Here is a 26,557-nt window from a genome sequence, read left to right as displayed (position 1 = left end):
GCGTACGGCGGGAGCACTGGAATGAGCGGAGCCCAAGGGGTGGGGGGCGGCACGCCGCGGCGTACGCCGGGCAGCGTGCTGTCCGGGCTGGCGGTGGCCGTCGGGTGTGTGCTGTTCCTCGGAGGTTTCGTCTGGGGCGCGGTGCTCTACAAGCCGTACACCGTCCCCACCGACTCCATGGCGCCGACGATCGGCAAGGGCGACCGGGTGCTGGCGCAGCGGATCGACGGCGGCGAGGTGCGCCGCGGCGATGTGGTGGTCTTCCGCGACAACGTGTGGGGCGACCTGCCCATGGTGAAGCGGGTCATCGGGGTCGGCGGCGACCGGGTCGAGTGCTGTGACAAGCAGGGCCGGCTGCGGGTGAACGGCAAGGTCCTCGATGAACCGTATCTGCGCAAGGGGGAGCAGGCGTCCTCCACCGTCTTCTCCACCACCGTGCCCAAGGACCGGCTGTTCCTGCTGGGCGACCACCGCAGCGACTCCCTCGACTCACGGGTGCATCTCACCGACGAGGCGGGCGGCGCCGTGGAGCGGGGCGCGGTGGACGCCCGGGTGGACGCCACCGCCTGGCCGCTGGGGTCCTGGGGCACGGTGGGGCGGCCCGATGCCTTCAAGGCGCTGCCGGGCGGGATCTCGGAGCCTGGGCCGCTGGGGCCGATACTGATAGCGATCATTGTCGGCGCCGTGCTGATCCTGGGGGGCGCGGCCCACGGGCCGTACGTCCGGCGCAGGGCGGGCGGCGCGCGGCAGGGCCAGACGGCGAAGGGGAAGGTGGCCGCGAGTGGCTGATGAGGGGGCCGGCGCAGCCGAGCGGACCGACGGGGCCGAGCGGCGGCTGCGGAAGGTCGCACGGGTGGTGCTGCTGGATCCGCAGGACCGGATCCTGCTGCTGCACGGCTTCGAACCGGACGATCCGTCGTCCACGTGGTGGTTCACCCCGGGAGGCGGTCTGGAGGGCGAGGAGAGCCGCGAGGAGGCCGCTCTCAGGGAGCTCGCGGAGGAGACCGGGATCACCGATGTGCGGCTCGGCCCGCTGCTGTGGCGGCGGATCTGCTCCTTCCCGTTCGCCGGGCGGCGCTGGGACCAGGACGAGTGGTACTACCTGTGCCGTACCCGGCAGACCCCGGCACGCCCCGGCGGCGGGCTGACGGAGCTGGAGCGGCGGAGCGTGGCCGGGCTGCGGTGGTGGACGGCGGACGATCTGGCTGCGGCCACCGAGCCGGTGTACCCGTCACGGCTGGCGGAACTGTTGCGTACGCTGCTCGTCGAGGGACCCCCGAGTGCACCGGTGATCCTGGAGACTGAGCGCGTCTGACGCACAATGGGGGGACGCACGGCTGAAGGGGAACATGCCATGAGCGCCGAGGACCTCGAGAAGTACGAGACCGAGATGGAGCTGAAGCTCTACCGGGAGTACCGCGATGTCGTCGGTCTGTTCAAATATGTGATCGAGACCGAGCGCCGCTTCTATCTCACCAACGACTACGAGATGCAGGTGCACTCGGTCCAGGGTGAGGTCTTTTTCGAGGTGTCGATGGCCGACGCCTGGGTCTGGGACATGTATCGCCCGGCCCGTTTCGTGAAGCAGGTACGGGTTCTCACGTTCAAGGACGTGAATATCGAGGAGCTGAACAAGAGCGACCTCGACCTTCCCGGCGGTTGACTCCCCCTTCCGGGTGACTGAGTTGTCCACAGCCGGGCGGCCGTCCACAGAAATGCTCCAAGATCCCTGAGCGGGGCGCGGGGGCGTCACAGTCGGTGCCGGAGGTGGTGCCGAATGAACGCCCGAGGAGCGCTGGGCCGCTACGGCGAGGACGTGGCGGTCCGCACGCTTGCGGAAGCCGGGATGACCGTCCTGGAGCGCAATTGGCGGTGCCGGGAGGGCGAGGTCGACATCGTCGCGCTCGACGCCGGGGCCCTGGTGATGTGCGAGGTCAAGACGCGCCGCGAGGGTGGCTACGAGCACCCGATGGCGGCCGTCCGGCCGGATAAGACCGAGCGGCTGCGGCGGCTGGCGGAGCGCTGGCTGGAGCGGCACGGCGGCCCGCCGCCGGGCGGGGTGCGCATCGACGTGGTGGCGGTCGTGCTGCCCCGCCGGGGCGCGCCCGTGGTCGAGCATGTGCGAGGGGTGGCCTGATGGGGTTCGCCCGCACCTGCTCGGTGGCGCTGGTCGGGGTCGAGGGCGTCGTGGTGGAGGTCCAGGCCGATCTGGAGCCGGGAGTGGCCGCCTTCACACTCGTCGGACTGCCCGACAAGAGCCTGGTGGAGAGCCGGGACCGGGTTCGCGCGGCAGTGGTCAACTCCGGCGGCGAGTGGCCGCAGAGAAAGCTCACCGTCGGCCTCAGCCCGGCCTCCGTTCCCAAGGGCGGCAGCGGCTTCGACCTGGCCGTGGCCTGTGCGGTGCTCGGCGCGGCCGAGCGGGTGGACCCGCGCCAGATCGCCGACCTGATGATGATCGGGGAGCTGGGCCTGGACGGCCGGGTGCGGCCGGTCCGTGGGGTGCTGCCCGCCGTGCTCGCCGCCTCCGAGGCGGGCTACCGCCAGGTCGTGGTCCCCGAGCAGACGGCGGCCGAGGCGGCCCTGGTGCCGGGCGTCTCGGTGCTGGGCGTGCGGAGCCTGCGCCAGCTGATCGCGGTGCTGACGGACGCGCCGGTGCCCGCGGAGGAGGAGCCCCAGGAGCTGGGCCGCCCCGATCCGATGCTCGCGGGGCTCACCGTGCCCGGCGCCGGTATGGGCACCGTCGTCGCCGCGGTGCCCGGGGCGGGGGCGGGGCGGCCCGATCTGGCCGACGTCGCCGGGCAGCGGGCCGCGCGCACCGCGCTGGAGGTCGCGGCCGCGGGCGGGCACCATCTCTTCCTCAGCGGGCCTCCGGGCGCCGGGAAGACCATGCTGGCCGAGCGGCTGCCGGGGCTGCTGCCGCCGCTCACCCAGCAGGAGGCCCTGGAGGTCACCGCGGTCCATTCGGTCGCCGGTGTCCTCCCGCCGGGGCAGCCGCTGGTGCAGACCCCGCCGTACTGCGCCCCGCATCACTCGGCGACCATGGCCGCGCTGGTCGGCGGGGGAAACGGCCTGCCCAGACCCGGCGCGGTCTCGCTGGCCCACCGCGGAGTGCTCTTTTTGGACGAGGCTCCCGAGTTCAGCGGGAAGGCGCTGGACGCCCTGCGGCAGCCCCTGGAGTCGGGGCATGTGGTGGTGGCCCGCTCCGCCGGGATGATGCGGATGCCGGCGCGCTTCCTGCTGATGCTCGCGGCCAACCCCTGTCCCTGTGGGCGCCATGGGCTGCTGGGCGACGTCTGCGAATGCTCGCCCGCCACGGTCCGCCGCTATCAGTCACGGCTGTCAGGACCGCTGCTGGACCGGGTGGACCTGCGGGTCCGTGTCGAGGCGGTGAGCCGGACCGAGCTCACGGGAGGGCATGCCGGGGCGGAGAGCAGCGAGTCCGTCGCGGCCCGGGTCCAGGAGGCCCGTGAGCGGTCCGCCGCCCGCCTCCTGGACACGCCCTGGCGGCTGAACAGCGAGGTGCCGGGCCATGAGCTGCGCACCCGCTGGCAGCCGGTCCCCGGTGCGCTGCGCGAGGCCGAGCGCGATATGGAGCGCGGGCTGCTCACCGCCCGGGGGCTCGACCGGGTGCTGAGGGTCGCCTGGACCGTCGCCGACCTTGCCGGGCACGACCGGCCCATGGCGCCGGACATCGCCCAGGCGCTGCAACTGCGCACCGGGATCAGCCGCGGGGTGCCCGTCGCGGCGGGGGAGCACTGATGTCCACTCCTGCGGCGGGCGGCGACCGTGGCACCGTCCCCGCCCTGTTCTCCGACCTCTGGCAGAGGGACGGCGTCGCGGACGAGGGTCAGGGGCTCCCGGAGGGGTGGGGGACCCCGGACGAGCGGCAGGGGCTCCCAGAGCGGCGGGGCGTCGCGGATGAGGGCCAGGGACACCCGGAGGGGCAGGGCGTCGCGGACGACGGTCAGCGGCTCCCCGAGGGGCGGGGCGTTCCGGATGAGGAGCGTCTGGCGCGGGCGGCGCTCACTCGGCTCGTGGAGCCCGGGGACGAGGGGGTGGGGCGCTGGCTGCGCCGCATGGGCCCGGTGGCGCTGTGGCGGGCGCTCACCGGGAAGGGCAAGCCCCCGCCCGGAGCCACCGGGGACCGGCTGGCCGGATGCGCCCTCCGGGCGGCCGGAGTGGACCCGGTCGCCGACCTTGCGCTGATCGCCCGGTGCGGAGGGCGCTTCATCTGCCCCGGGGATCTGGACTGGCCAGGTCAGCTCGACGATCTCGGCGACGCTCGCCCGGTGGGGTTATGGGTGCGCGGCCCGGCCGGGCTGCGGATGTGGGCGCTGCGCTCGGTCGCCGTGGTGGGCGCACGGGCTTGCAGCGACTACGGCGCGCATGTCGCGGCGGCCCTCGGTACCGGACTCGCCGAGCGGGGCTGGGTGGTCGTCTCCGGCGCGGCCCACGGCGTGGACGGCGCGGCTCACCGAGGGGCGCTCGCCGCGGGCGGGGCCACCATCGCGGTGCTCGCCTCCGGTGTGGATGTCCCCTATCCGCGCGGGCATGCCGAGTTGATCGAGCGCATCGGGGAACAGGGCCTGGTGCTGGCCGAGTTGCCGCCCGGAGCCCATCCGACACGCGCCAGATTCGTGCTCCGCAACCGGGTCATCGCCGCCCTCACCCGCGGCACGGTCGTGGTCGAGGCCCAGTACCGCAGCGGATCACTGGTCACCGCGCGCCGGGCACAACAGCTCGGGCGGTCCACCATGGGGGTGCCGGGGCCGGTGACCAGCGGGCTCTCCGCCGGGGTGCATGAACTGCTGCGCGGCGAGGCCGTCCTGGTCTCCGACGCCGCCGAAGTGGCCGAGCTCGTCGGCGGTATCGGGGACCTCGCCCCGGAGCGGCGGGGGCCGCTGGTCGAGCGGGACCTGCTCGATCCCGTGACGGCGCGGGTGCTGGAAGCGTTGTCGGCACGAGGCGGTAACGACCTGCGGGATGTGGCCCGGGACTCCGGGACCGGCTGTGACGAGGCCCTGGGCCGGCTCCATGAACTGCTCGCCCTGGGCTTTGTCGAACGACATGGCGATCGATGGGAGTTGGTCCGTCCCGGGCGCCCGAGCGGCGGCGTACGGCGAGGCGATCCCCCGAATCGGGGCAATCGGGTGAAAGGGTTGAGGCGATGACCGTATCCGCACACCGCCGAGCCGACGCCCTTCGCATACCGCGACGCCGTAGTCACGCTACGCTCACAAGGTTTCCGGCGGAAGCGTACGTCCTCACCCATGTCATGGCAGAACGGCTCAAGGCGACGAATGCCCCAGCACATCTCCGGGTCTGACAGCGCGGCGCCGCCCGCGGTCCGCGGCGCGGTGCACCCCGCCGCGCCCTCATCGCTCGACGAGCTGTGGCGGTCGTACAAGACCACGGGCGACGGTCGGCTGCGGGAGCAGCTGATCCTGCACTACTCACCGCTGGTGAAATATGTGGCCGGCAGGGTCAGCGTCGGGCTGCCCTCCAACGTCGAGCAGGCGGACTTCGTCTCCTCCGGGGTTTTCGGACTCATCGACGCCATCGAGAAGTTCGACCCCGAGCGCGCCATCAAGTTCGAGACCTACGCCATCACCCGGATCCGCGGGGCGATGATCGACGAGCTGCGGGCGCTGGACTGGATCCCGCGGTCGGTCCGTCAGAAGGCCCGGGCCGTGGAGCGGGCGTACGCCACGCTGGAGGCTCAGCTGCGCCGCACCCCCTCGGAGGCCGAGGTGGCCGCCGAGATGAGCATCAGCCTCGAGGAACTGCACGGCGTTTTCAGCCAGTTGTCGCTCGCCAATGTGGTCGCGCTGGAGGAGCTGCTGCACGTCGGCGGCGAGGGCGGCGACCGGCTCAGCCTCATGGACACCCTCGAGGACACCGCCGCCGACAACCCGGTCGAGGTGGCCGAGGACCGGGAGCTGCGGCGGCTGCTCGCCCGAGCGATCAACACTCTCCCGGAGCGGGAGAAGACCGTGGTCACGCTCTACTACTACGAGGGGCTCACGCTCGCCGAGATCGGCCAGGTGCTCGGTGTCACCGAGAGCCGGGTCAGCCAGATCCACACCAAATCGGTACTCCAGCTGCGGGCGAAACTCGCCGACGTCGGACGCTGAATCGTCCCTTCGGCATCGCCCTCCGGGTGCCCTTTTCCGTAGAGTGTTCGCGTGCCCAGGATTCGAGCGGCCTCAGTGGCCGAGCACCGGACGATGCAGCGCGCGGCCCTTCTGGAGGCCGCCCGCACCCTGCTGTCCCAGGGCGGTACGGAGGCGCTGACCTTCCCCGCCCTCGCCGAGCACACGGGACTGGCACGGTCCTCCGTCTATGAGTATTTCCGCTCCCGCGCCGCCGTGGTCGAGGAACTGTGCGCCGTCGACTTCCCGGTCTGGGCCGCCGAGGTCGAGGCCGCCATGGAGCGGGCCGACGGGCCGGAGGCGAAGGTCGAGGCGTATGTCCGTCGGCAGCTGGCGCTCGTCGGCGACCGACGGCACCGTGCGGTGGTGGCGATCTCCGCCGGTGAGCTGGACGCGGGCGCGCGGGAGAAGATCCGGGCCGCCCATGGTGGGCTGATCGCCATGGTGGTCGAGGCCCTCGCGGCCCTCGGGCATGAGCAGCCCCGGCTCTCGGCCGTGCTGCTCCAGGGCGTCGTGGACGCGGCGGTCCGGCGTATCGAGCTCGGCGCGGCCGAGGACCCCGAGCGGATCACCGATGCGGCCGTCGCCATGGCCCTGCGCGGTGTCCAGGGCTGACCCCCGCCGGTCCTCTCCACCGCCCCACCCGCCCCACTGAGCGTGCGGGGCCCCTGGGGCGCGCGGGGCGTGGCCCGGACGACTCCGGGTGCGCGGGGCGCCGCGGCGCGAACGGATCCGAATGCATCCAGGCCGCGGGCGCCGCAGCCTGGACGCACTCGGGCGCCCCAGACGGATCCGGGCCCAGAGGGACACCGCCATGAGCGCAGCAGCCGTCGGCAGACGGGTGTCCCCGGCGGGGGAGGCGAGCGCGGAGATCATGGGCGCGTCGCGCACCGCGAACACCGGAAGCAGCCGGGACGGCCCGCCCCGCAGCATCGACGGCGGCAGCAGCGACAGGGGATCGACGTAGTGGTCGGCGCGCCGCAGCCCCCAGTGCAGACAGCCCGGCGGGCAGTGGAAGGGGCTCGGTGCCACCACGCCGACCACCTGCCCGGCCGCCACCCGCTCCCCCTTGCCCACCGTGGCGCGCACCGGTTCGTAGGTGGTGCGCAGTGGAGGCGAGCCGGTCCCGGACAACTCGATCACCAGCACCCCACGGCCCGCGACCGGGCCCACGAAGCTCACCCGTCCCGCGGCCGCCGCCCGGACCCGCTCGCCCGGGCGCGCCGCGAGGTCGACCCCGCGATGCCCCGCCGCCCAGGGCGCCGGAGGCGGCTGCCAGCCCCTCAGCACGGCCGGCCGCACCGCGCCCGGCGCGCCGTCGACCGGCCATGATCGCTCCCCGTCCGGCCTCGACCGTTCCCCTCTCGGCCTTGTCTCCGGCCCCGGAGCCGGTGCGCGTGCCCCCGGCCCCGGTTCCCGCGCCGCGCCCGGACCCACCGCGCCCGAACCCGCCGCCGCGGCCCGCGCCGCCGGAAGAGGTACCGCCGGAAGAGTCGCTGTCCGCGCCGCCGACACCGGCAGCGCCGCCGACACCCTCGGCATCGAGGACGCCATCAGCACCGACGGCGCCAGAATCACCAGGGCAAGCGCCCACCCCACCACAAGCCTTCGCATGAACTCCACGGTGGCCCGGCGGCCTGAAACGGGTGGATCATGGACGGAATCGGTGGACTACTCACCGGTTGTGGATAACGCCGTCACCCGGCACCGTACCGGTCCCGTACACTTCTTATGGCGATCCGGGTCACCGGATCGACTTCGCACGCCCCGCCACCGGCGCTCCGATCGCGCATCGGTCAGCTCGGTGGCCGCGCCCCTCGGTCCTCGGACGACCTCCCGCAAGGGCCTCCGTCCGTGGCAGGCGCGCCGGGACGTCAGGAGCGGCGGCCGCCCGGCCGCCGTGGAACCGAGCACTTCAAGGAGTACGGCCATGGCCGTCGTCACGATGCGGGAGCTGCTGGAGAGCGGCGTCCACTTCGGGCACCAGACCCGCCGCTGGAACCCGAAGATGAAGCGCTTCATCTTCACCGAGCGCAACGGCATCTACATCATCGACCTGCTCCAGTCGCTGTCGTACATCGACCGCGCCTACGAGTTCGTCAAGGAGACCGTCGCCCACGGCGGCTCCATCATGTTCGTCGGCACGAAGAAGCAGGCGCAGGAGGCCATCGCCGAGCAGGCGACCCGCGTCGGCATGCCGTACGTCAACCAGCGCTGGCTGGGCGGCATGCTCACCAACTTCTCGACCGTCTACAAGCGCCTCCAGCGCCTGAAGGAGCTCGAGCAGATCGACTTCGAGGATGTGGCCGCCTCCGGCCTCACCAAGAAGGAGCTCCTGGTCCTCTCCCGCGAGAAGGCCAAGCTGGAGAAGACCCTCGGCGGTATCCGCGAGATGCAGAAGGTGCCGAGCGCCGTCTGGATCGTGGACACCAAGAAGGAGCACATCGCCGTCGGTGAGGCGCGCAAGCTCCGGATCCCGGTCGTCGCGATCCTCGACACCAACTGCGACCCGGACGAGGTCGACTACAAGATCCCCGGCAACGATGACGCGATCCGCTCCGTCACCCTGCTCACCCGGGTGATCGCCGACGCCGTCGCCGAGGGCCTGATCGCCCGTTCCGGCGTCGCCACCGGTGACGAGAAGGCCGACAAGGCCGCGGGCGAGCCGCTCGCCGAGTGGGAGCGCGACCTGCTCGAGGGCGAGAAGAAGGCCGACGAGGCCGAGGCCAAGCCGGCCGAGGCCGCCGCCGACAAGCCTGCCGAGGACGCCAAGTCCGCCGAGGCCGTCGCGGACAAGCCCGCCGAGGACGCCAAGCCTGCCGAGGCCCCCGCCGCGGGCACCGAGCAGGGCTGACCACTAAGACGTCACTCAGACGGTGTATGACGGCGGGGGACGGTGCCAGTGGCGCCGCCCCCGTCGTTCACCCGTAGAGCTTTCGACTTTCGAGAAGAGATTCACAGATCATGGCGAACTTCACCGCCGCTGACGTCAAGAAGCTCCGTGAGCTGACCGGCGCCGGCATGATGGACTGCAAGAAGGCGCTGGACGAGGCCGAGGGCAGCGTCGACAAGGCCGTCGAGATCCTGCGCGTCAAGGGCCAGAAGGGTGTGGCCAAGCGTGAGGGCCGCAGCGCCGAGAACGGTGCCGTCGTCTCCCTCATCGCGGACGACAAGTCCTCCGGCGTGCTGGTCGAGCTGAAGTGCGAGACCGACTTCGTTGCCAAGGGCGACAAGTTCGTGGTGCTCGCCGACGCCATCGCCGCCCACGTCGCCAAGACCTCCCCGGCCGATCTGGAGGCCCTGCTGTCCTCCGAGATCGAGGCGGGCAAGACCGTTCAGGCGTTCGTCGACGAGGCCAACGCGACCCTCGGCGAGAAGATCGTCCTGGACCGCTTCGCGCAGTTCTCCGGTGGCTACGTCGCGGCGTACATGCACCGCACCAGCCCGGACCTGCCGCCGCAGGTCGGCGTCCTGGTCGAGCTGGACAAGGAAGACGCCACGGTCGCCAAGGACGTCGCGCAGCACATCGCCGCCTTCGCCCCGAAGTTCCTCACCCGTGACGAGATCCCGGCCGAGACGGTCGAGAACGAGCGCCGGGTCGCCGAGGCCACCGCTCGCGAGGAGGGCAAGCCCGAGGGTGCCCTGCCGAAGATCATCGAGGGTCGCGTCACCGGCTTCTTCAAGGAGAACGTCCTGGTGGACCAGCCGTTCGCCAAGGACAACAAGAAGTCCGTCCAGAAGGTCCTCGACGAGGCCGGTGTCTCGCTCAAGCGCTTCGCCCGTTTCCGCGTCGGCGTCTGAGCCTAGCAGCGAATAACCGGCGACCCCGATAGGGTCGTAGGCAGCCAACCGTCGACCGGTCGGCCGCAGATGTGACGAGGAGGCCATTGCCGCAGAGGTCGTAACAGGACCCGTCCGGCAGTGGCCTTCTTCGTATGTGCACGAGGAGATCTCCAATGAATCACGGCGCGGACGTCAAACAGGCCGCCGATGACAAGAAGGCGCACGGCGCGGCCAAACACGGTCGCTTCCTGCTGAAGCTGTCCGGCGAGGCGTTCGCCGGAGGTGGGGGGCTCGGCGTCGACCCCGATGTCGTCCACGCCATCGCCCGCGAGGTCGCCGCCGTGGTCAGGGACGGCGCCGAGATCGCCATCGTGATCGGCGGCGGTAACTTCTTCCGCGGGGCGGAGCTTCAGCAGCGCGGTATGGACCGGGCCCGCTCGGACTACATGGGCATGCTCGGAACCGTCATGAACTGCCTCGCCCTCCAGGACTTCCTGGAGAAGGAGGGCATCGACTCCCGCGTCCAGACCGCCATCACCATGGGCCAGGTCGCGGAGCCATACATTCCGTTGCGTGCGGTGCGCCATCTCGAGAAGGGGCGTGTGGTCATCTTCGGGGCGGGTATGGGTATGCCGTACTTTTCCACGGACACCACCGCGGCCCAGCGGGCGCTGGAGATCGACGCGCAGGCCCTGCTCATGGGCAAGAACGGCGTGGACGGGGTCTATGACTCCGACCCCGCCCGCAACCCCGACGCGGTCAAGTTCGACGCCCTGGAGTACGGCGAGGTGATCACCCGGGACCTCAAGGTCGCCGACGCCACCGCGATCACCCTCTGCCGGGACAACAAGCTGCCCATCCTCGTCTTCGAGCTCCTGGCCGAAGGAAATATCGCGCGTGCGGTGAAGGGTGAGAAGATCGGCACGCTTGTGAGCGACCAGGGCTCCCGGGCCTGACGGCTCGAACGGGGGATGGACAACGGCCTGCCGGTCGGACACCGTGCAGGAGAAGACGCACGCAGGGGCGAGGCTCTGCTTACTGATAACACCAGGAGCAAGTGGTGATCGAAGAGATCCTCCTCGAGGCCGAGGAGAAGATGGAGAAAGCCGTTGTGGTCGCCAAGGAGGACTTCGCCGCGATCCGCACCGGGCGTGCGCACCCGGCGATGTTCAACAAGATCGTGGCGGACTACTACGGTGCGCTGACGCCGATCAATCAGCTGGCGTCGTTCTCGGTGCCGGAGCCGCGGATGGCCGTGGTCACGCCGTTCGACAAGACCGCGCTCCGCAACATCGAGCAGGCGATCCGGGACTCCGACCTGGGCGTCAACCCGAGCAATGACGGCAACATCATCCGGGTGGTGTTCCCCGAGCTCACGGAGCAGCGCCGTAAGGAGTTCATCAAGGTCGCCAAGGGCAAGGGCGAGGACGCGAAGATCTCGATCCGCAGCGTCCGCCGCAAGGCCAAGGAGTCCATCGACAAGCTGATCAAGGACGGCGAGGTCGGCGAGGACGAGGGGCGCCGCGCGGAGAAGGAGCTCGACGACACCACGGCGAAGTATGTCGCGCAGGTGGATGAGCTGCTCAAGCACAAGGAAGCCGAGCTGCTCGAGGTCTGATGAACGACTCTTCCTGGGGGGTCCCACCGAGCGCCGGACTCCGGGGACCGGGCGGTCAGGGCACCTCCCCCGGCTATGGCTGGGAGGTGCCCACTTCTTCGGCGGGTCCCGCGCACGAGGTGGGTGAGGCGGCGCAGACTCGCCCCATGCCCACCGTGCCTCACGCAGGCGGCGACTCCGGCGAGGCCGCCGACCGTGACCGGGGGGCCGCTCGGCTGAGCGGCCCCCTCTTCCGCGATGAGCGGGAGCCGCAGCCCGGACCCCGGCCGCCCGCCGGGCGGCCGCCGACGCCCCCCGACCCCGCGCCCGACCCGGCCTCCGCCGACGGCGGCGCACGCGGCGCCGGTGCCGGGCAGGGGAAGAAGAGCGCGGGCCGGAATCTGCGCGCCGCGATAGGGGTGGGCGTCGGCCTCGGCGTGATCATCGTGGCCTCGCTCTTCATCTACAAGCCCGTATTCGTCGGCGTGGTGGCGGTCGCGGTGGTGGTCGGGCTCTGGGAGCTGACCTCGCGCCTCACCGAGCGCAAGGACATCCGGGTCCCGCTGGTCCCGCTCGCCGTCGGCGGCGTCGCCATGGTCGTCGCCGGCTATGTGCGCGGCGCCCAGGGCGCGGTGGTGGCGGTTGCCCTTACGGCGCTCGCGGTGCTGGTCTGGCGGATGACCGAACCGCCCGACAACTACCTCAGGGATGTCACGGCGGGTGTCTTCGCCGCGTTCTACGTGCCGTTTCTGGCCACCTTCGTGGCGCTCATGCTCGACACCGGGGACGGTCCGTGGCGGGTCCTGACCTTCCTGCTGCTGACCGTGGTCAGCGACACCGGTGCGTACGCGGTGGGCTGGCGCTTCGGCAAGCATCCGCTGGCACCCCGCATCAGCCCAGGCAAGACCCGTGAGGGACTGCTGGGCGCGGTGAGCTTCGCGATGGTCGCGGGCGCCTTGTGCATGCAGTACCTCATCGACGACGGCGTCTGGTGGCAGGGCCTGCTGCTCGGCCTCGCAGCCGCGGTCAGCGCGACCCTGGGCGACCTCGGCGAGTCCATGATCAAGCGGGACCTCGGCATCAAGGACATGGGCAAGCTGCTGCCCGGCCATGGCGGCATCATGGACCGGCTCGACTCGCTGCTGCCCACCGCGCCGGTGGTGTGGCTCCTGCTGGTGATCTTCGTGGGCGGCGGCTGACACCCCCGGCCCACGGGCCCCGCGCCACTCCCGGCGCGGGGCCCTTCGTACGTCTGCGACACTGGGTGAACCATGCCTAAGCCCGGAGAACTCACCTTCGTCGCGCCGCGTGGGGCCAAGAAGCCCCCGCGGCATCTCGCCGACCTCACGCCCGCCGAGCGCCGGGAGGCCGTCGCCGCCCTCGGGGAGAAGCCCTTCCGGGCCGGGCAGGTGTCGCGCCACTACTTCGCGCGCTATGTCGACGACCCGGCTCAGTGGAGCGACATCCCGGCCGCCGCGCGCGAGAAGCTGGCCGCCGGGCTGCTGCCGGAGCTGATGAGCGTGGTGCGGCACATCAGCTGTGACGACGACACCACCCGCAAGACTCTGTGGCGGCTCTTCGACGGCACGCTCGTGGAGTCGGTTCTGATGCGGTACCCGGACCGGGTCACCATGTGCATCAGCTCTCAGGCGGGCTGCGGGATGAACTGCCCGTTCTGCGCCACCGGCCAGGCGGGGCTGGACCGCAATCTGTCCACCGCCGAGATCGTGCACCAGATCGTGGACGGGATGCGGGCCCTCCGGGACGGTGAGATCCCCGGTGGGCCGGCCCGGCTGTCCAACATCGTCTTCATGGGCATGGGCGAGCCGCTGGCCAACTACAACCGCGTCGTCGGCGCCATCCGCCGGCTCACCGACCCCGAGCCCGACGGGCTCGGGCTGTCGCAGCGCGGCATCACCGTCTCCACCGTGGGCCTCGTCCCGGCGATGCTGCGGTTCGCCGACGAGGGGTTCAAATGCCGGCTCGCGGTGTCGCTGCACGCGCCCGACGACGAGCTGCGCGACACCCTCGTGCCCGTCAACACCCGCTGGAAGGTGCGCGAAGTCCTGGACGCCGCGTGGGAGTACGCGGAGAAGTCCGGCCGCCGGGTCTCCATCGAGTACGCGCTGATCAGGGACATCAACGACCAGGCGTGGCGCGCCGATCTGCTCGGCCGGCTGCTCAAGGGCCGCCGGGTGCATGTGAACCTCATCCCGCTCAACCCGACGCCCGGTTCCAAGTGGACAGCGTCCCGGCCCGAGGACGAGAAGGCGTTCGTGGCGGCCCTGGAGGCCCATGGGGTGTCGGTGACCGTCCGCGACACCCGGGGCCAGGAGATCGACGGGGCCTGCGGGCAGCTGGCGGCTTCTGAGCGCTGAGGACCGGCTGATACGGTGCCTGAGCATCGTCGCATCATGCGATCGTCAGCAAAGTGCACATCCGTATAAGTGAACATTCCGACAGGGGAGCGCTCAGAGCGCTGAGAGTGCGGCATGGCCGCAGACCCTCGGACCTGATCCGGGTCATACCGGCGTAGGGAGTCAGCATCATCATGAACAGCCAGCTTCGGCGTGTCATCTCAGCCGCCGTCCTCGGCTCACTGGCCTTGAGCGCGCTCGTCGGCTGCGGCGAGGACACCAAAAGCGGCTCGGACTCCAAGACGGTCACCCTGGTCACGCACGACTCGTTCGCGGCCTCCAAGGCGGTCCTCAAGGAGTTCACCAAGGAGACCGGCTACAAGGTGCGGGTGCAGGCCGGGGGCGACGCCGGAGCCGCCGTCAACCAGGCGATCCTCTCCAAGGGCCACCCCCAGGGCGATGTGTTCTTCGGCGTCGACAACACCCTGCTGTCCCGCACGCTCGACAACGACCTGTTCAGCCCCTACACGGCCAAGGGTCTGGACAAGGTCCCGGCGGCCCTTCAGCTCGACCGGGCCGAGCACCGCGTAACCCCCGTCGACTTCGGCGACATCTGCGTCAATTACGACCGTAAGTACTTCGCCGACAAGAAGCTGACACCGCCCCGGACACTGGACGATCTGACCAAGCCCGCCTACAAGAACCTCCTCGTCACCGAGAACGCGGCCACCTCGTCCCCCGGGCTCGGCTTCCTCCTCGCCACGGCCGCGAAGTACGGCGACGACGGCTGGCAGGGCTACTGGAAGAAGCTGCGGGCCAATGGTGTCGAGGTGGTCGACGGCTGGGAGCAGGCGTACTACGACCGCTTCTCCGGCTCGGCAGGGGGCGGCAAGGGCGACCGGCCGCTCGTGGTCTCCTATGCCTCGAGCCCGCCCGCCGAGGTGGCCGACGCCAAGACCAAGCCCGGCCAGGCCCCCACCGGGGTGGCGACCGGAACCTGCTTCCGGCAGGTGGAGTTCGCCGGGCTGCTGAACGGCGCGGGGAACACCAAGGGCGGCAAGGCGCTGCTGGACTTCCTGCTGAGCAAGCGGTTCCAGGAGGACGTCCCGCTGAACATGTACGTCAACCCGGTGCGCGAGGACGCCAAGCTGCCGGAGCTGTTCAGCCGATACGGGGTCAGGATCGCCGACTCGGCCACCCTGGCGCCGCAGAAGATCGCCAAGAACCGTGAGCCGTGGGTCAAGACATGGTCCTCGCTGGTCCTGTAGAGCCCCGCGAGAACCGTAAGGCGGCCGGCGGCCACCGTAAGGCCGGTACGGCCGGTAAGGCAGACGGCGGCGGCCGTCGCGCGATCGCGCTCCGGCTCGCCCTGATGGCGGTGCCGCTCGCCTTCTTCGCGGTCTTCTTTGCCTATCCCGTGGCCGCCATCGTCACCCGGGGACTGCGCGTCGGCGGGCAGTGGCGGTTCGGCCGGATCGGCGAGGTGGTGACCGATCCGGCGACACTGGACGTCCTGTGGTTCACCTGCTGGCAGGCGGTCGCGTCGACCGCCTTGACGCTTGCCGTCGCGCTGCCCGGCGCCTATGTCTTCGCGCGCTTCGACTTCCCCGGCAAGGGACTGCTGCGGGCCGTGGTGACCGTGCCGTTCGTGCTGCCGACCGTCGTCGCCGGATCGGCCTTCCTGGCGCTGCTCGGCCGGGGCGGGGTGCTGGACGAGCTATGGGGGATGCGGTTCGACACCTCCGTCTGGGCGATCCTCCTGGCCCATGTCTTCTTCAACTACGCGGTCGTCGTAAGGACAGTCGGAGGGCTGTGGGCCCAGCTCGACCCGCGCCAGGAGGAGGCCGCGCGGGTGCTCGGCGCGAGCCGCCTGTCGGCCTGGCGCCGGGTGACGCTGCCCGCGCTGGCCCCCGCCGTGGCCGCCGCCGCGCTGATGGTGTTTCTGTTCACCTTCACCTCCTTCGGCGTGATCCAGATCCTCGGCGGCCCCCGCTACGCCACGCTGGAGGTGGCGATCTACCGGGAGACCGCGCAGCTGCTCGACCTGCCTACGGCCGCGGTGCTCACGCTCATTCAGTTCGCCGCGGTCGCGGCCGTACTGGCCCTGCACGCGTGGACCGTAAGGCGCCGCGAGAGCGCCCTGCGGCTCGTCGACCCCGGCCGCACGGCGCGCCGCCCTAAGGGCCCGGCCCAGTGGGCGCTGCTGTGGGGCGTGCTGGCGGTGGTCGCGCTGCTGATCGTGACACCGCTCGCGGTGCTGGTGGAGCGCTCGCTGAACGGACCGGACGGCTACGGATTCACCTACTACGAGGCGCTGCGGTCGGCCGCCGACAGTGGAGGCACCTTCTTCGTGGCCCCCTTGGAGGCCGTCGGGAACTCCCTTTGGTACGCGGCGGTCGCCACCGTCTTCGCCCTCGTCGTGGGCGGTCTCGCCGCCGCCGCGCTCACCCGTAGGCCGGGCAGGCTGGTACGGGGCTTCGACGCGCTGCTGATGCTGCCGCTGGGCACCTCGGCCGTCACCGTGGGATTCGGGTTCCTGATCGCCCTGGACGAGCCTCCGCTGGACCTGCGTGCCTCCTGGGTTCTGGTGCCGCTCGCCCAGGCCCTGGTGGGCGTGCCCTTCGTCGTACGGACCATGCTGCCGGTGCTGCGGGCGGTGGACCACCGGCTCCGGGAGGCGGCGGCCGTGCTCGGGGCGTCCCCGTGGCGGGTCTGGCGGGAGGTGGACCTGCCGCTGGTCGGACGGGCCGTGGCGGTCGCGGCGGGCTTCGCGTTCGCCGTCTCCCTGGGCGAGTTCGGGGCGACCGTCTTCATCGCGCGCCCCGACCATCCGACCCTCCCGGTGGCCATCGCCCGGTTCCTGGGCCGGGCCGGACAGCTCACCTACGGGCAGGCGATGGCCCTGAGCACGATCCTGATGCTGGTCTGCGCCGGATCGCTGCTGGCGCTCGAGCGCATCCGCACCGACCGTTCCGGAGAGTTCTGAATGACGCTGCTGCGACTGGACGAGGTGACCGTAAGGTTCGGTCGGCGCGACGCGCTGGACGCCGTGGAGCTGGCGGTCGCCGAACACGAGACGGTCTGTGTGCTGGGCCCGAGCGGAAGCGGCAAGTCCACCATGCTGCGCGTGGTGGCCGGGCTACAGCGCGCCGACACCGGCCGGGTGTGGCTCGCCGGACGCGACCAGAGCGGGGTGCCCACACATCGGCGCGGTGTGGGGCTGATGTTCCAGGACCACCAGCTGTTCCCGCAGCGGGACGTGGGCGGCAATGTCGCCTTCGGGCTGCGGATGCGCAAGGTGGGGCGCGCGGAGGCGGATCGCCGGGTCGCCGAACTGCTGGAGCTGGTGGGGCTGCCGGGCGCCCAGCGCCGCCCCGTCGACTCGCTCTCCGGCGGTGAGCAGCAGCGCGTGGCGCTCGCCCGCGCGCTGGCCCCGCGGCCCAAGCTGCTGATGCTGGACGAGCCGCTGGGCCAGCTCGACCGGGGGCTGCGGGAGCGGCTGGTGGTGGAGCTCCGCGAGCTCTTCGAACGCCTGGGGACCACCGTGCTCGCGGTCACCCATGACCAGGGCGAGGCGTTCGCGCTCGCGGACCGGGTGGTGGTGATGGAGAACGGCCGGATCGCCCAGACCGGCACCCCGCTGGAGGTGTGGCAGCGGCCCGCCACCGAGTTCGTCGCCCGCTTCCTCGGCTTCGACAATGTGGTCGAGGCGATCGTCCACGGTGAGGTCGCCGACACCTGCTGGGGCGAGCTCCCCGTGCCGCCCGGCTCCCGGCCGGGCCCCCGAAGGCTGTTGGTCCGCCCGGCCGGGGTACGGCTGACCGATCCAGAGAAGGGGCTGGAGTGCACCGTGGCGGCGCGCACCTTCCGTGGCGACCATGTGGCGCTCATCCTGCGGCTGTCGGACCCGGCCGCGCCGCATCTGGAGGCGTCCTGCGCCCTGCGGGACGCCCCGGAGGCGGGCGCCCGGGTCGGGGCGGTCTTCGACCCGGCCGACGTGGTGCTGCTGGACCCCGAGCTCTGAGGTGGGGGTTCGGGGTCGTGAGGCCGGGTTCCCGGCCGGGGCTGTGGCGATGGGGTTCGCAGGGTCTCCGGCACCCCGATCCCTGACGTCAGAGCCTTTGCTGCCGCGCGTCAACGCCTTTTGACATCGGCTCAGCCCAGCAGCGACACCAGGGCCTCGGGCGCCTCGTCCACCGAGTCCACCAGAGCGATACGGGCCTTCATGGACCGTCCCTCCGCGAGCGCTTCGAGCAGCGGCCAGGTCGGCAGCCGCCGGGTCCAGTGGTTCCGGTCCACCAGCACCATCGGAGTCGGCTCACCGCGCGACTCGTAATAGTTCGGCGTCGCGTTGTCGAAGATCTCCTGGACGGTCCCGGCGGCGCCCGGCAGGAAGACCACGCCAGCGGTCGAGCGTGCCAGCAGCCCGTCCTCGCGGGTGGCGTTGGCGAAGTACTTGGCGATGTGGGAGGCGAACGCGCTCGGCGGTTCGTGTCCGTAGAACCAGGTGGGGATGCCGACCGACGCCCCGCCGTCCGGCCAGCGCTCGCGCACGGTGAAGGCCGCCTCGGCCCATGCCCCGATGGACGGCCGGAAGGAGGGCGTCTTGCCGAGCAGTTCGAGCGCCTCGTCCAGCATGGCGTCCTCGTGCGGGGCCGCGTAAGCGCCCAGGTTCGCGGCCTCCATCGCGCCAGGTCCGCCGCCCGTCGCGACCGTCAGACCGGTCCGCGCCAGGGCCCGCCCGAGGCGTGCGGCGCCCGCGTACCCGTCGGAGCCGCGCTCCAGCGCGTGACCGCCCATGACGCCCACCACCCGCGTCCCGACGAGGAATTCGTCGAGCGCGTCGGAGACCGCGTCGTCGTGGATGGAGCGCAGCATCGAGGCGAAGATGTCGCCGTCCGTCTTGGTCCGCTGGAACCAGGCGTAGGCGAGGGCGTCCGGCGTCCGCGCGTAACCGTGCTCCGTGAGGTCCTCGAAGAGCTCCATGGGTGAGTAGAGGGTGCCGCGGTACGGATCGAACGGCAGATCCGGCACCGGCGGGAACACCAGCGCGCCCCCGGCCCGTACCTTCGCCGCCGCCTCGGATTCCATCGGGCAGCCGAGGAAGACCGCTTCGCTGGTGTCGGTGAAGAGGAGCTGGGCCGTACGGCTTGTCAGGTCCACGGACTGGACCCGGAACCCGGCCAGGGTGCCGCGGGCGACGACCTGGTCGAACTCCTCGATGGACTCTATTTCCCGGTCTGGTTCACGCACGCCGACATGCTAATCACACCGGTGATAGGGGTCTGTGGATTGTGGCAATCATGACCGGGCCGGGTGGTCGCACAATCCAGGCATGCACACCAACACCCGAGAATTTCAGCGGTGGAACGGCATCGCCGTGAGATGCGCCACCATCCACACCAGCGGCACCAGGAGCGCCAGCAGGGCCGCCCCGCGCAGCGCCGCCGCCCCGCGGAGCAGCCGGGCCGGGGCGCCGAGACGGAGCAGGGCGGCCGTCGTGCGCTCGCGCGCGCTCCTCGCCTCCACCGCCGCCGTCAGAGTCGTGGCCCCGGCGCACAGCGTGACCAGAGCCGCGCCCAGACCGGTGAGCGGACCGAAGGCATGGGCGCCGGACGGCCCGGAGGCCCTTCCGTACAGCTCCATGACGGTGTACGCGGCGGAGGCCAGGGCGCACAGCGCGCCGACCGGGCGTCCGATCAGCCCGGCCTCCTGCTGGAGCACGCGCCCGGCCAGCAGCCGCAGCACCCCCGGCCGTCCGGCGGCCAGCAGTCTGCCGCACAGATGGGTGAGACCGGGCCCGGCGAGCACCAGCCCGAGCGCCGCCAGCGCCCAGCCGCCCACCACACCGGGCGGGTTGCCGCCGAGCCGGCCCGGCATGGCGAGCAGGGCGTCGGGGCGCGGGGGCGAGTCGCCGCTCGCGTACGCCTGGAGGGCGAGTCCGGCCGCGGTCAGGGCGATGCCCCATGGAAGGGCGGAGGTGGCCTGGTGGGGCCGGGGCGCGACCGGCCCCGTCACAACGGTGGGCGGGGCCGGGATCGACGGACGGCGGGCGCCCCGTGGTCCGCGGACCGGCTGGTGCCCCGCCCGCGGCCGCCGGGGCCACAGCGCGGCCGCACACGCCGCGCCCACCAGTACGGGGACGACGGCGAGCAGTGTGACCGTACCCGCCAGCGGCAGCGGCCGACCGCCGCCGAGCTGTCGGCCGGCCGTCCCGTTTCCCGCCCAGTCCAGCCAGGAGCCACCGAGGTCGCCGCGCAGATGCAGAAAGGTCAGCAGCGCCAGCACACCGCCGGGCGCACAGGCCGCCGCCATCGAGGAGGCAGAGAGCAGGGCCGCACGGGCCGGGCCGAGTCCGGCCGCGGCGAAACCGGCGCCGGGCCCGGTGCTGGGGTCGGCGCGGCACACGGCGAGGGCCAGTTGGACGGTCGCCGCCAGCGGTACCAGGCACCACAGCAGCCGCCCCACCGCGCCCTGCGAGTCGGCCGGATGGCCGGAGGCGAACCCAAGGGCGCTCAGCAGCAGAAAGCTCGCGCCCGCCGCCGCGACGGTGACCAGCGACCGCCGCACCAGCACCGAAGGGCGGGCGCCGCGGGCTAGGCGGAGGCTGAGCACGCGGCCCTGCCTTCCGCCTCGGAGGGGTCAGGGCCCACCCGGCGCCCGTCGAGCAGGGCGACGGTGCGATCGGCGAGGGTGGCCACCTCCCGGTCGTGCGTCGCGAGGACGACGGTGATGCTGTGGGAGCGGGCCGCCGAGGTGAGGGTGCGCAGCACCTGGGAGCGGTCGGCCTGGTGCAGCGGTGCGGTGGGTTCGTCGGCGAAGAGCACGCTGGGCCCGGCGGCCAGCGCACGGGCGATCGCGACCCGTTGGCGCTGGGACTGGAGCAGTGCGGCGGGCCGCGCCCGAGCGCATTCGCCGACGTCGAGCCGCTCCAGCCACTCGCATGCGGCGCTCTTGGCGGCGCGCCGGCCGGTGCCGCGCAGCATCAGGGCGAGCGCGGCGTTCTCCCAGGCGGTGAGCTCGGGGATGAGTTGGGGTTCGGTGCCGATCCAGCCGAAGTGGTCGCGCCGCAGCCGTTCGAGCCCGAGCGGGGGGAGGGAGTGCACGGGGACGCCCTTGAACCACACTTCCCCGCCGTCCGGGGTGAGTTGGCCCGCCAGACATGTGAGGAGGGTGGTCTTGCCACAGCCGCGCGGACCGGTGACGGCGAGGATCTCACCCTCCCGGGCGGCGACGGAAACCCCGATGAGGGCGGGCGAGCCGCCGTAGGCATACGACACGGTGCGTGCCGCGAGCATGTCGTCGTCCGGCGGAGCCACCATCCCGAGCACCTCGCCTTACCTGCGATCGTCTCATTCCCCCGGTTGGGTGAACGAGCGCGAAGCCAATGGGTCACTGGCACGGTAAGGACTCGGCTGGGGGCCCGCGCCCAGGCTCGGCGCGGGTGGCCCCCATTTCCTCCGATCAGCCCTGATCGGAGTCGGGCTCCGATCAGGGCTGATCGAGCCCGGGACCGCTGTCGGGGCCGCCGGCGGCGAGTCGGTCGAGGTGGGTGGGCGCGAACATCCGCAGCAGCGCGGGCAGCACCACGACCGACGGCCCGGGGGCCGCGAGGGCGGCCGCGAGGTCCGCTCGCAGCCGTTCGGGTGTGGTACGGACCGCCGGGACGCCGAAGGACTCGGCCAGCGCGGCGAAGTCCGGGCGGGACAGCTCGGTGGCGGTCGCCTCGCCGAAGGTGTCCGTCATGTACTCGCGCAGGATGCCGTAGCCGCCGTCGTCCACGATCAGCCAGGTAACAGGGAGTTGGTACTGATGGGCAGTGGCCAGTTCGGCGATCGAGTACATCGCGCCGCCGTCGCCGGACACGGCCAGCACCGGCCTGCGACGGTCCGCGGCGGCGGCCCCCAGGGCGGCCGGGAAGCCGTAGCCGAGGCCGCCCGCGCCCTGCGCCGAGTGCAGGGCGCCCGCACGCGGATCGAAGGCGGACCAGGCCCAGTAGGCGAGGATCGTCATGTCCCAGAAGCTGGGGGAGTCGTCGGGCAGCGCGTTCCGCACCGCGCCCAGCACCCGCCGCTCCAGCTCCAGGCCCTGGGCGTCGATCCGCTCCCGCACCCGGGTCAGCAGCCCGGCCGCGGCCTTGGCCCCGGTGCCCGGCGGGCGGGGCGTGATGGCCTCGGCGAGGGCGGCCAGCGCCTCGCGGGCGTCGGCGTGGATACCGAGCGCCGGGTGGTTGGACTCCAGCTTGCCGAGGTCGGCCTCGACCTGGATCAGGCGGCCGCGGGGGCGGAACGTGTGGTAGTTGGAGGAGAGTTCACCGAGTCCGGAGCCGATGACCAGCAGGACATCGGCGTCCTCCAGGAACTCGGTGGTGTGTGCGTCCTCCAGCCAGGACTGGAGGGAGAGCGGATGGTCCCATGGGAAGGCGCCCTTGCCGCCGAAGGTCGTCGCCACGGGCGCGTCGAGTGCCTCGGCCAGCGCCCTGAGCTCCTGCCGCGCCCCGGCGCGCATGACTCCGCCGCCGGCCAGGATCACCGGGCGCTCGGCGGCGCTCAGCAGCCGCGCGGCCTCCGCCGCCAGCTCGGGCCGGGGCGGCAGCGGCCGGGGCTCGGCGCGCAGGGAGGTCACCGGTGGCACGGAGACCGGTGCGAGCAGCACGTCCTGCGGGATCTCCAGCCACACCGGCCCGGCGGGGGCCTCCAGCGCGGACGCCCAGGCGGCGGCGACCGCGGAGGGGATCTGGGAGGCGGTACGGACCGTATGGACGGACTTGACGACATCGCGGAACGACGCCTTCTGGTCGACGAGTTCATGGAGATAGCCCTTGCGCCCGCCGCCGAGCCCCGCGGTCGGCACCTGGCTGCCGATGGCCAGGACGGGCGCCGAGGCCGCCGCCGACTCTTGCAGCGCGGCGAGCGTCATGAGCGCCCCCGGCCCGGTGGACACCAACAGCGGCGCCACCGTGCCGGTGACGCGCGCGAAGGCGTCGGCGGCGAACCCGGCGTTGTTCTCCACCCGCAGTCCCACATAGGCCAGTCCGGACCGCCTCAGCGCGTCGAACGCGCCGAGAGCGTGCTGTCCGGGAAGCCCGAACACGGTGCTCGCCCCGAGCGCGGTGAGGGACTCCACGACGAGATCGCCGCCGTGACGCGCGCGCTGTGCGCTGGGCATGGATCGGTGCCTTTCTGACGAATGGGGGGATGCGGATATGCGAGGTGAGGCTATGTCAGGCGCCCGTGGTGGCCGGGCTGGTGGTCTCGGAGACGGGGGCGGCGGGTTCACCGGCGAGCCGGCGCCGCCACACATCGAGGATCGCCGCGTCGGTCGGCTTGGTGGCGAGGCTGACCGCCACATACGCCACCAGCGAGGCCAGCAGCCCGAAGTAGATGGGCTCGTTGGCGAGGATGCCCTTCCACCCCATCAGCGCGACGACCGTAAGGCCGCCGACACCGACCGAGGCCAGTGCGCCCGCGCCCGTGCCGCGCTTCCACAGCAGTCCGCCCAGGATCGGCATCAGCAACCCGCCGACCAGCACGTTGTAGGCGACGGTCAGCGCCTCGACCACATCGTTGAGCACGACGGAGATGCCGATCACGGCGACGCCCATGAGGAGGATGAAGACGCGGTTGCCGCCGACCTCGTCATGGGAGGAGCCGGACGTACGGAGGGTACGGCCGCGCAGCCGGGCCCAGATGTCGTTGTTGGCCACCGTCGCGCAGGCGATGAGCGCCCCCGAGGAGGTGGACATCACCGCGGACAGCGCGGCGGCCAGCACCAGCCCCTTGACGCCCACCGGGAGGGCGTCCTTGACGATGGTGGCGAACGCGTCGTCCGGGGCGCCCAGCTTGGGGTACAGCACCTTGGCCGCCGTGCCGATGATCGCGCCCGCGACCGCGTAGGCAAGACAGTACGTACCGGCCGCGGTGCCGCCGAGGCGGGCGACCCGGTCATCGCGGGCGGTGAAGACCCGCTGCCAGATGTCCTGGCCGATCAGCATGCCGAAGGAGTAGATGAGCACATAGGTGAAGACCGTCTGGGCGCCGATGCCCATGGGGGAGAAGTAGCCGTGGGGGAGTTCGGACTTCATCGCGCCGAAGCCGCCCGCCTTCACCACCGCGATCGGCAGCAGCAGGAGCAGCACGCCCACCGTCTTGACCACGAACTGCACCATGTCGGTGAGGGTGATCGACCACATGCCGCCGAGCGTCGAGTAGCAGACCACGATCGCCCCGCCGAGCACGATGGCGACGACCCGGTCCAGGCCGAAGATCACATCGAAGATGGTGGCGTAGGCGATGGTCGAGGTGACCGCCAGCATCAGGGTGTAGGCCCACATCACGATGCCCGAGATCAGCCCGGAGGAGCCGCCGTAGCGCAGATCCAGCATCTGGCTGACCGTGTAGACCTTGAGCCGGGCTATGCGCGCCGAGAAGAAGACCGACAGCGCCAGCAGCCCGAGCCCGATGGTGAGGACCATCCAGGCGCCGGAGAGCCCGTACTGATAGCCGAGCCCCACGCCGCCGATGGTGGAGGCGCCGCCGAGCACGATCGCGGCCATCGTCCCGGAGTACATGAACGGCCCCAGCCGCCTGCCCGCGACCAGGAAGTCGCTGGTGGAACTGGCGCGGCGCATCCCCCACCAGCCGAGCGCGAGCATGCCCGCGAGATAGACGACGATCACGGTGTAGTCGACAGCGGTCATGGCGGTGCTCCTCGGTCCGGCGGGGCGGGCAGCGGTCGGGAGGTCGGGCGGGCGGAGACGCGTGGGATCGGGGAGGTCCCGGCGGTCCGCGGGGATCGAGTCCCGGGAGGTGGGGAATGTGGGGAGTGACGGAGACCCTAGGTGTCGCCGGAGCGTCCGGGAAGTGTACGTTTCCTCCACTCCCGATCCCCGGGATGTACGAACCGTCCCCGCGCGAGGCCCGCCGTGATGAACGACCGCGTACCCCCGACGGCCCCCGTTCCGCTCTCCGCCCTCCTCGGCCACCCCGCCCTCGGGCTGCGGCAGGTCGCGGGCGAGCGCGAGGTGGACACGCCCGTCTACTTCGTCCACACCAGCGAGATGGAGGACCCCGTCCCGTATCTGCTGGGCGGCGAGCTGCTGCTCAGCGCGGGGGTGCACTGCCCGGAGGCGGCGGGCGCCGGCACCTACTGGGACCGCTATGTGGCCCGTACGGTCCAGGCGGGCGCGGCGGCGCTCGGCTTCGGCATCGCGCCGGTGCACGAGACGGTGCCCCGCGCGCTGGTCGAGGCGTGCGACCGGCATGGGCTGCCGCTGGTCGAGGTGCCCCGGCAGACGACCTTCACGGCCGTGGCGAGCGCCGTATGGGACGCGATGGCCGAGCGCCGCCACCATGAGCTGCGGAGCGTCACCGAGGCGCAGCAGTCGCTGGCGACGGCCGCGGCGCGCCCGCACCCGGTACCGGCCGTGCTGCGCCAGCTGAGCCAGCACCTCGGGGCGTGGACGGTGCTCTACGGCCCGGACGGCGCGGAGCTGGCGGCCGCGGGACCGCGGCCGCCGGGGCAGGCCCGTACGGCACTCGGCGCGCTCGCGGGGCGGCTGCGCTCGGGCCCGTCCTCGGCGGCGGGCAGGGCGGCCGGCGCGGCCGGTGAGGAGCTTCAGCTGACCGCGTACGGACTGGGCGGCCCGGCGGGGCCGGAGGACCGGCTCGCGCTCGGCGTCTGCGCCCCTCGGCGGGACGGGGCGGAAGGGGCGATCGTGGGGGTGGCCGTGGTGCTGCTGTCGCTGCTGACGGCGCGGCGGGTGGTCGGGGCCGAGGCCGAGCGCACATCGGCGCTGGTGCGGCTGATGCTGGGCGCCGAACCGGCGCGGGTGGCGGGGTTGCTGGCCCGCTCGCAAAGGCAACAGGGTCAGTCGGGGCAGCGGGAGCAGCAGGGGCAGTCGGGGATGCCAACCGAGGCCCCGGGGGCGCCCGCCGAGCCCTTTGAGGACGGCGGGCTGTGGACCGTGGTGCACGGGCGGCGGCGCGGCCGCGGCCGGGACGACGGGCTGCTGGCCACCGCGGCGCTCGCGGCCGGGCTCGGCACGCCACTGGTCGACCTCGACGGGGACGCGCTGCTCGCGCTCGTCCCGGGCGAGGCGGAGGTACGGGCGCAGCCCGGCTGGACCCTGGGCACCGGGGCGCCCGTACCGGCCGCGGACCTGGCGCGCGGCGGCGCCGACGCCGCGCGTGCGCTGCGGCGGGCCGTCGCCGGGCGGGTGCCGCTGGTACGGCACGGGACCCGCGCCGCCGGGGTCGTCTCGCTGGTGGACCCGGCCGAGGCGGGGGCGCACGGCCGGGCCCTGCTCGCGCCGATCGAGGGCGCACCGGCGCTGCTGGAGACGCTGCGGGTGTGGCTGTCGCTGCACGGCAGCTGGGACCGTACGGCGGTGGCACTGGAGGTGCACCGCAATACGGTTCGTCAGCGGATCGCCCGCGCCGAGGCCCTGCTGGATGTGGACCTGGGCGACGCGGACGTCCGGATGGAGCTGTGGTTCGCCCTCAAGTGGGCTTGAGCCACCGAGTGGGCGGCCTGAGCCCTCAAGTGGGCCTTAGCCACCAAGTAGGTCTCGATCAGGCGGGCTTGAGCTGCCCAGCGCCGTGTCGGCCCAGCGCGGTGTCGGCCCGGTCCCGTGTCGGCCCGGTCCCGTGTCGGCCCGGTCCCGTGTC

The 26,557-nt window shown here is 72.2% G+C and carries 24 protein-coding genes, 1 pseudogene and 1 riboswitch; of the genes and pseudogenes, 19 read left to right on the top strand and 6 right to left on the bottom strand.

What is annotated here, in order from left to right:
• The first annotated feature begins 21 nt into the window (after window positions 1-21).
• From lepB to NQU54_RS50080, 9 genes are all read left to right on the top strand, one after another.
• Window positions 22-789 carry a signal peptidase I gene (gene lepB, locus NQU54_RS14465; protein WP_079259128.1) on the top strand — a complete coding sequence of 256 codons (768 nt, stop codon included), beginning with the start codon at window positions 22-24 and terminating at the stop codon, window positions 787-789.
• Window positions 782-1,315 (top strand): NUDIX hydrolase, encoded by a 534-nt coding sequence (locus tag NQU54_RS14460; protein WP_257631419.1) that lies wholly within the window; start codon window positions 782-784, stop codon window positions 1,313-1,315. Before lepB ends, NQU54_RS14460 begins: the two co-directional genes overlap by 8 nt.
• A 39-nt stretch (window positions 1,316-1,354) precedes the next feature.
• Window positions 1,355-1,663, top strand: coding sequence for a DUF2469 domain-containing protein (locus NQU54_RS14455; protein WP_009714730.1), 309 nt, complete (start codon window positions 1,355-1,357; stop codon window positions 1,661-1,663).
• A gap of 114 nt (window positions 1,664-1,777) precedes the next feature.
• On the top strand, window positions 1,778-2,137 hold the full coding sequence (locus NQU54_RS14450) for a YraN family protein (protein WP_069866423.1): 360 nt from the start codon (window positions 1,778-1,780) through the stop codon (window positions 2,135-2,137).
• The gene (locus NQU54_RS14445; protein WP_257631418.1) at window positions 2,137-3,759 is read left to right on the top strand and encodes a YifB family Mg chelatase-like AAA ATPase; all 1,623 of its coding nucleotides are present in this window, start codon (window positions 2,137-2,139) and stop codon (window positions 3,757-3,759) included. The genes NQU54_RS14450 and NQU54_RS14445 overlap by 1 nt, the downstream gene beginning before the upstream one ends.
• Window positions 3,759-5,171, top strand: coding sequence for a DNA-processing protein DprA (dprA, locus tag NQU54_RS14440; RefSeq protein ID WP_257631417.1), 1,413 nt, complete (start codon window positions 3,759-3,761; stop codon window positions 5,169-5,171). Before NQU54_RS14445 ends, dprA begins: the two co-directional genes overlap by 1 nt.
• A 129-nt stretch (window positions 5,172-5,300) precedes the next feature.
• Window positions 5,301-6,134, top strand: coding sequence for an RNA polymerase sigma factor WhiG (gene whiG / locus NQU54_RS14435; RefSeq protein WP_257631416.1), 834 nt, complete (start codon window positions 5,301-5,303; stop codon window positions 6,132-6,134).
• Window positions 6,135-6,227: 93 nt separating this feature from the next.
• The gene (locus tag NQU54_RS14430; protein WP_257631487.1) at window positions 6,228-6,767 is read left to right on the top strand and encodes a TetR/AcrR family transcriptional regulator; all 540 of its coding nucleotides are present in this window, start codon (window positions 6,228-6,230) and stop codon (window positions 6,765-6,767) included.
• A gap of 199 nt (window positions 6,768-6,966) precedes the next feature.
• Entirely contained in the window at window positions 6,967-7,119 is a 153-nt protein-coding gene (locus NQU54_RS50080; protein ID WP_372505878.1) for a hypothetical protein, read from the top strand.
• 47 nt (window positions 7,120-7,166) lie between these two features.
• On the opposite strand, the pseudogene NQU54_RS14425 reads toward NQU54_RS50080, so the two are convergent.
• A pseudogene (locus NQU54_RS14425) lies at window positions 7,167-7,694 on the bottom strand (peptidoglycan DD-metalloendopeptidase family protein); the annotation flags it as partial.
• Between the two features lie 388 nt (window positions 7,695-8,082).
• Between NQU54_RS14425 and rpsB the strand changes: the two are divergent.
• The 9 genes from rpsB to NQU54_RS14380 all read left to right on the top strand — a co-directional run bounded on the left by rpsB (window position 8,083) and on the right by NQU54_RS14380 (window position 17,913).
• Window positions 8,083-9,006, top strand: coding sequence for a 30S ribosomal protein S2 (rpsB, locus tag NQU54_RS14420; protein ID WP_257631415.1), 924 nt, complete (start codon window positions 8,083-8,085; stop codon window positions 9,004-9,006).
• 110 nt (window positions 9,007-9,116) lie between these two features.
• The gene (tsf, locus tag NQU54_RS14415) at window positions 9,117-9,953 is read left to right on the top strand and encodes a translation elongation factor Ts (protein WP_069866415.1); all 837 of its coding nucleotides are present in this window, start codon (window positions 9,117-9,119) and stop codon (window positions 9,951-9,953) included.
• Between the two features lie 155 nt (window positions 9,954-10,108).
• Window positions 10,109-10,891 (top strand): UMP kinase, encoded by a 783-nt coding sequence (gene pyrH, locus NQU54_RS14410; RefSeq protein WP_069866413.1) that lies wholly within the window; start codon window positions 10,109-10,111, stop codon window positions 10,889-10,891.
• 104 nt (window positions 10,892-10,995) lie between these two features.
• Entirely contained in the window at window positions 10,996-11,553 is a 558-nt protein-coding gene (frr, locus tag NQU54_RS14405; RefSeq protein ID WP_030834259.1) for a ribosome recycling factor, read from the top strand.
• Entirely contained in the window at window positions 11,553-12,731 is a 1,179-nt protein-coding gene (locus NQU54_RS14400) for a phosphatidate cytidylyltransferase (RefSeq protein WP_257631414.1), read from the top strand. The genes frr and NQU54_RS14400 overlap by 1 nt, the downstream gene beginning before the upstream one ends.
• Window positions 12,732-12,803: 72 nt before the next feature.
• Window positions 12,804-13,910, top strand: a complete 1,107-nt coding sequence (gene rlmN, locus NQU54_RS14395; protein ID WP_257631413.1) for a dual-specificity RNA methyltransferase RlmN — start codon at window positions 12,804-12,806, stop codon at window positions 13,908-13,910.
• A 73-nt stretch (window positions 13,911-13,983) separates the two neighbouring features.
• A riboswitch (TPP riboswitch) is annotated at window positions 13,984-14,088 on the top strand.
• On the top strand, window positions 14,084-15,157 hold the full coding sequence (locus NQU54_RS14390) for a thiamine ABC transporter substrate-binding protein (RefSeq protein WP_257631412.1): 1,074 nt from the start codon (window positions 14,084-14,086) through the stop codon (window positions 15,155-15,157). (Overlaps the previous riboswitch by 5 nt.)
• 104 nt (window positions 15,158-15,261) lie before the next feature.
• A complete protein-coding gene (locus NQU54_RS14385; protein ID WP_257631486.1) occupies window positions 15,262-16,875 on the top strand; it encodes an ABC transporter permease in 1,614 nt (537 codons plus the stop codon).
• Entirely contained in the window at window positions 16,876-17,913 is a 1,038-nt protein-coding gene (locus NQU54_RS14380; protein WP_257631411.1) for an ABC transporter ATP-binding protein, read from the top strand.
• A 131-nt stretch (window positions 17,914-18,044) separates the two neighbouring features.
• Here NQU54_RS14380 and NQU54_RS14375 read toward each other — a convergent pair whose 3' ends face one another.
• From NQU54_RS14375 to NQU54_RS14355, 5 genes are all read right to left on the bottom strand, one after another.
• Entirely contained in the window at window positions 18,045-19,142 is a 1,098-nt protein-coding gene (locus NQU54_RS14375; RefSeq protein ID WP_257631410.1) for an LOG family protein, read from the bottom strand.
• Window positions 19,143-19,247: 105 nt separating this feature from the next.
• The gene (locus NQU54_RS14370) at window positions 19,248-20,504 is read right to left on the bottom strand and encodes a hypothetical protein (protein ID WP_257631409.1); all 1,257 of its coding nucleotides are present in this window, start codon (window positions 20,502-20,504) and stop codon (window positions 19,248-19,250) included.
• Window positions 20,486-21,211 carry an ABC transporter ATP-binding protein gene (locus tag NQU54_RS14365; RefSeq protein WP_257631408.1) on the bottom strand — a complete coding sequence of 242 codons (726 nt, stop codon included), beginning with the start codon at window positions 21,209-21,211 and terminating at the stop codon, window positions 20,486-20,488. Before NQU54_RS14365 ends, NQU54_RS14370 begins: the two co-directional genes overlap by 19 nt.
• A 169-nt stretch (window positions 21,212-21,380) precedes the next feature.
• Window positions 21,381-23,057, bottom strand: a complete 1,677-nt coding sequence (locus tag NQU54_RS14360; protein WP_257631407.1) for a thiamine pyrophosphate-binding protein — start codon at window positions 23,055-23,057, stop codon at window positions 21,381-21,383.
• Between the two features lie 55 nt (window positions 23,058-23,112).
• Window positions 23,113-24,588, bottom strand: a complete 1,476-nt coding sequence (locus tag NQU54_RS14355; RefSeq protein WP_257631406.1) for a sodium:solute symporter family protein — start codon at window positions 24,586-24,588, stop codon at window positions 23,113-23,115.
• Window positions 24,589-24,816: 228 nt separating this feature from the next.
• Here NQU54_RS14355 and NQU54_RS14350 point away from each other — a divergent pair, with 228 nt between their 5' ends.
• Window positions 24,817-26,403, top strand: a complete 1,587-nt coding sequence (locus NQU54_RS14350) for a PucR family transcriptional regulator (protein ID WP_257631405.1) — start codon at window positions 24,817-24,819, stop codon at window positions 26,401-26,403.
• The last annotated feature ends 154 nt before the right edge of the window (window positions 26,404-26,557 follow it).

This window comes from Streptomyces malaysiensis subsp. samsunensis (genome assembly GCF_024519315.1).
In the GTDB taxonomy this organism is placed as follows: Bacteria; Actinomycetota; Actinomycetes; order Streptomycetales; family Streptomycetaceae; genus Streptomyces; species Streptomyces malaysiensis.
Note: the sequence above shows the minus strand (reverse complement) of the source record. Positions and strands in the feature narration are given on the sequence as shown.

Bases quoted from the DNA above. Each gene is read 5' to 3' on its own strand.
- rlmN (WP_257631413.1), top strand. From the start codon at position 12,804: ATGCCTAAGCCCGGAGAACTCACCTTCGTCGCGCCGCGTGGGGCCAAG.
- NQU54_RS14360 (WP_257631407.1), bottom strand. From the start codon at position 23,057: ATGCCCAGCGCACAGCGCGCGCGTCACGGCGGCGATCTCGTCGTGGAG.
- tsf (WP_069866415.1), top strand. From the start codon at position 9,117: ATGGCGAACTTCACCGCCGCTGACGTCAAGAAGCTCCGTGAGCTGACC.
- dprA (WP_257631417.1), top strand. From the start codon at position 3,759: ATGTCCACTCCTGCGGCGGGCGGCGACCGTGGCACCGTCCCCGCCCTG.
- pyrH (WP_069866413.1), top strand. From the start codon at position 10,109: ATGAATCACGGCGCGGACGTCAAACAGGCCGCCGATGACAAGAAGGCG.
- whiG (WP_257631416.1), top strand. From the start codon at position 5,301: ATGCCCCAGCACATCTCCGGGTCTGACAGCGCGGCGCCGCCCGCGGTC.
- NQU54_RS14445 (WP_257631418.1), top strand. From the start codon at position 2,137: ATGGGGTTCGCCCGCACCTGCTCGGTGGCGCTGGTCGGGGTCGAGGGC.
- NQU54_RS14380 (WP_257631411.1), top strand. From the start codon at position 16,876: ATGACGCTGCTGCGACTGGACGAGGTGACCGTAAGGTTCGGTCGGCGC.
- NQU54_RS50080 (WP_372505878.1), top strand. From the start codon at position 6,967: ATGAGCGCAGCAGCCGTCGGCAGACGGGTGTCCCCGGCGGGGGAGGCG.
- NQU54_RS14385 (WP_257631486.1), top strand. From the start codon at position 15,262: ATGGCGGTGCCGCTCGCCTTCTTCGCGGTCTTCTTTGCCTATCCCGTG.
- rpsB (WP_257631415.1), top strand. From the start codon at position 8,083: ATGGCCGTCGTCACGATGCGGGAGCTGCTGGAGAGCGGCGTCCACTTC.
- NQU54_RS14355 (WP_257631406.1), bottom strand. From the start codon at position 24,588: ATGACCGCTGTCGACTACACCGTGATCGTCGTCTATCTCGCGGGCATG.
- NQU54_RS14365 (WP_257631408.1), bottom strand. From the start codon at position 21,211: ATGGTGGCTCCGCCGGACGACGACATGCTCGCGGCACGCACCGTGTCG.
- NQU54_RS14430 (WP_257631487.1), top strand. From the start codon at position 6,228: ATGCAGCGCGCGGCCCTTCTGGAGGCCGCCCGCACCCTGCTGTCCCAG.
- NQU54_RS14400 (WP_257631414.1), top strand. From the start codon at position 11,553: ATGAACGACTCTTCCTGGGGGGTCCCACCGAGCGCCGGACTCCGGGGA.
- NQU54_RS14450 (WP_069866423.1), top strand. From the start codon at position 1,778: ATGAACGCCCGAGGAGCGCTGGGCCGCTACGGCGAGGACGTGGCGGTC.
- NQU54_RS14390 (WP_257631412.1), top strand. From the start codon at position 14,084: ATGAACAGCCAGCTTCGGCGTGTCATCTCAGCCGCCGTCCTCGGCTCA.
- lepB (WP_079259128.1), top strand. From the start codon at position 22: ATGAGCGGAGCCCAAGGGGTGGGGGGCGGCACGCCGCGGCGTACGCCG.
- NQU54_RS14350 (WP_257631405.1), top strand. From the start codon at position 24,817: ATGAACGACCGCGTACCCCCGACGGCCCCCGTTCCGCTCTCCGCCCTC.
- NQU54_RS14455 (WP_009714730.1), top strand. From the start codon at position 1,355: ATGAGCGCCGAGGACCTCGAGAAGTACGAGACCGAGATGGAGCTGAAG.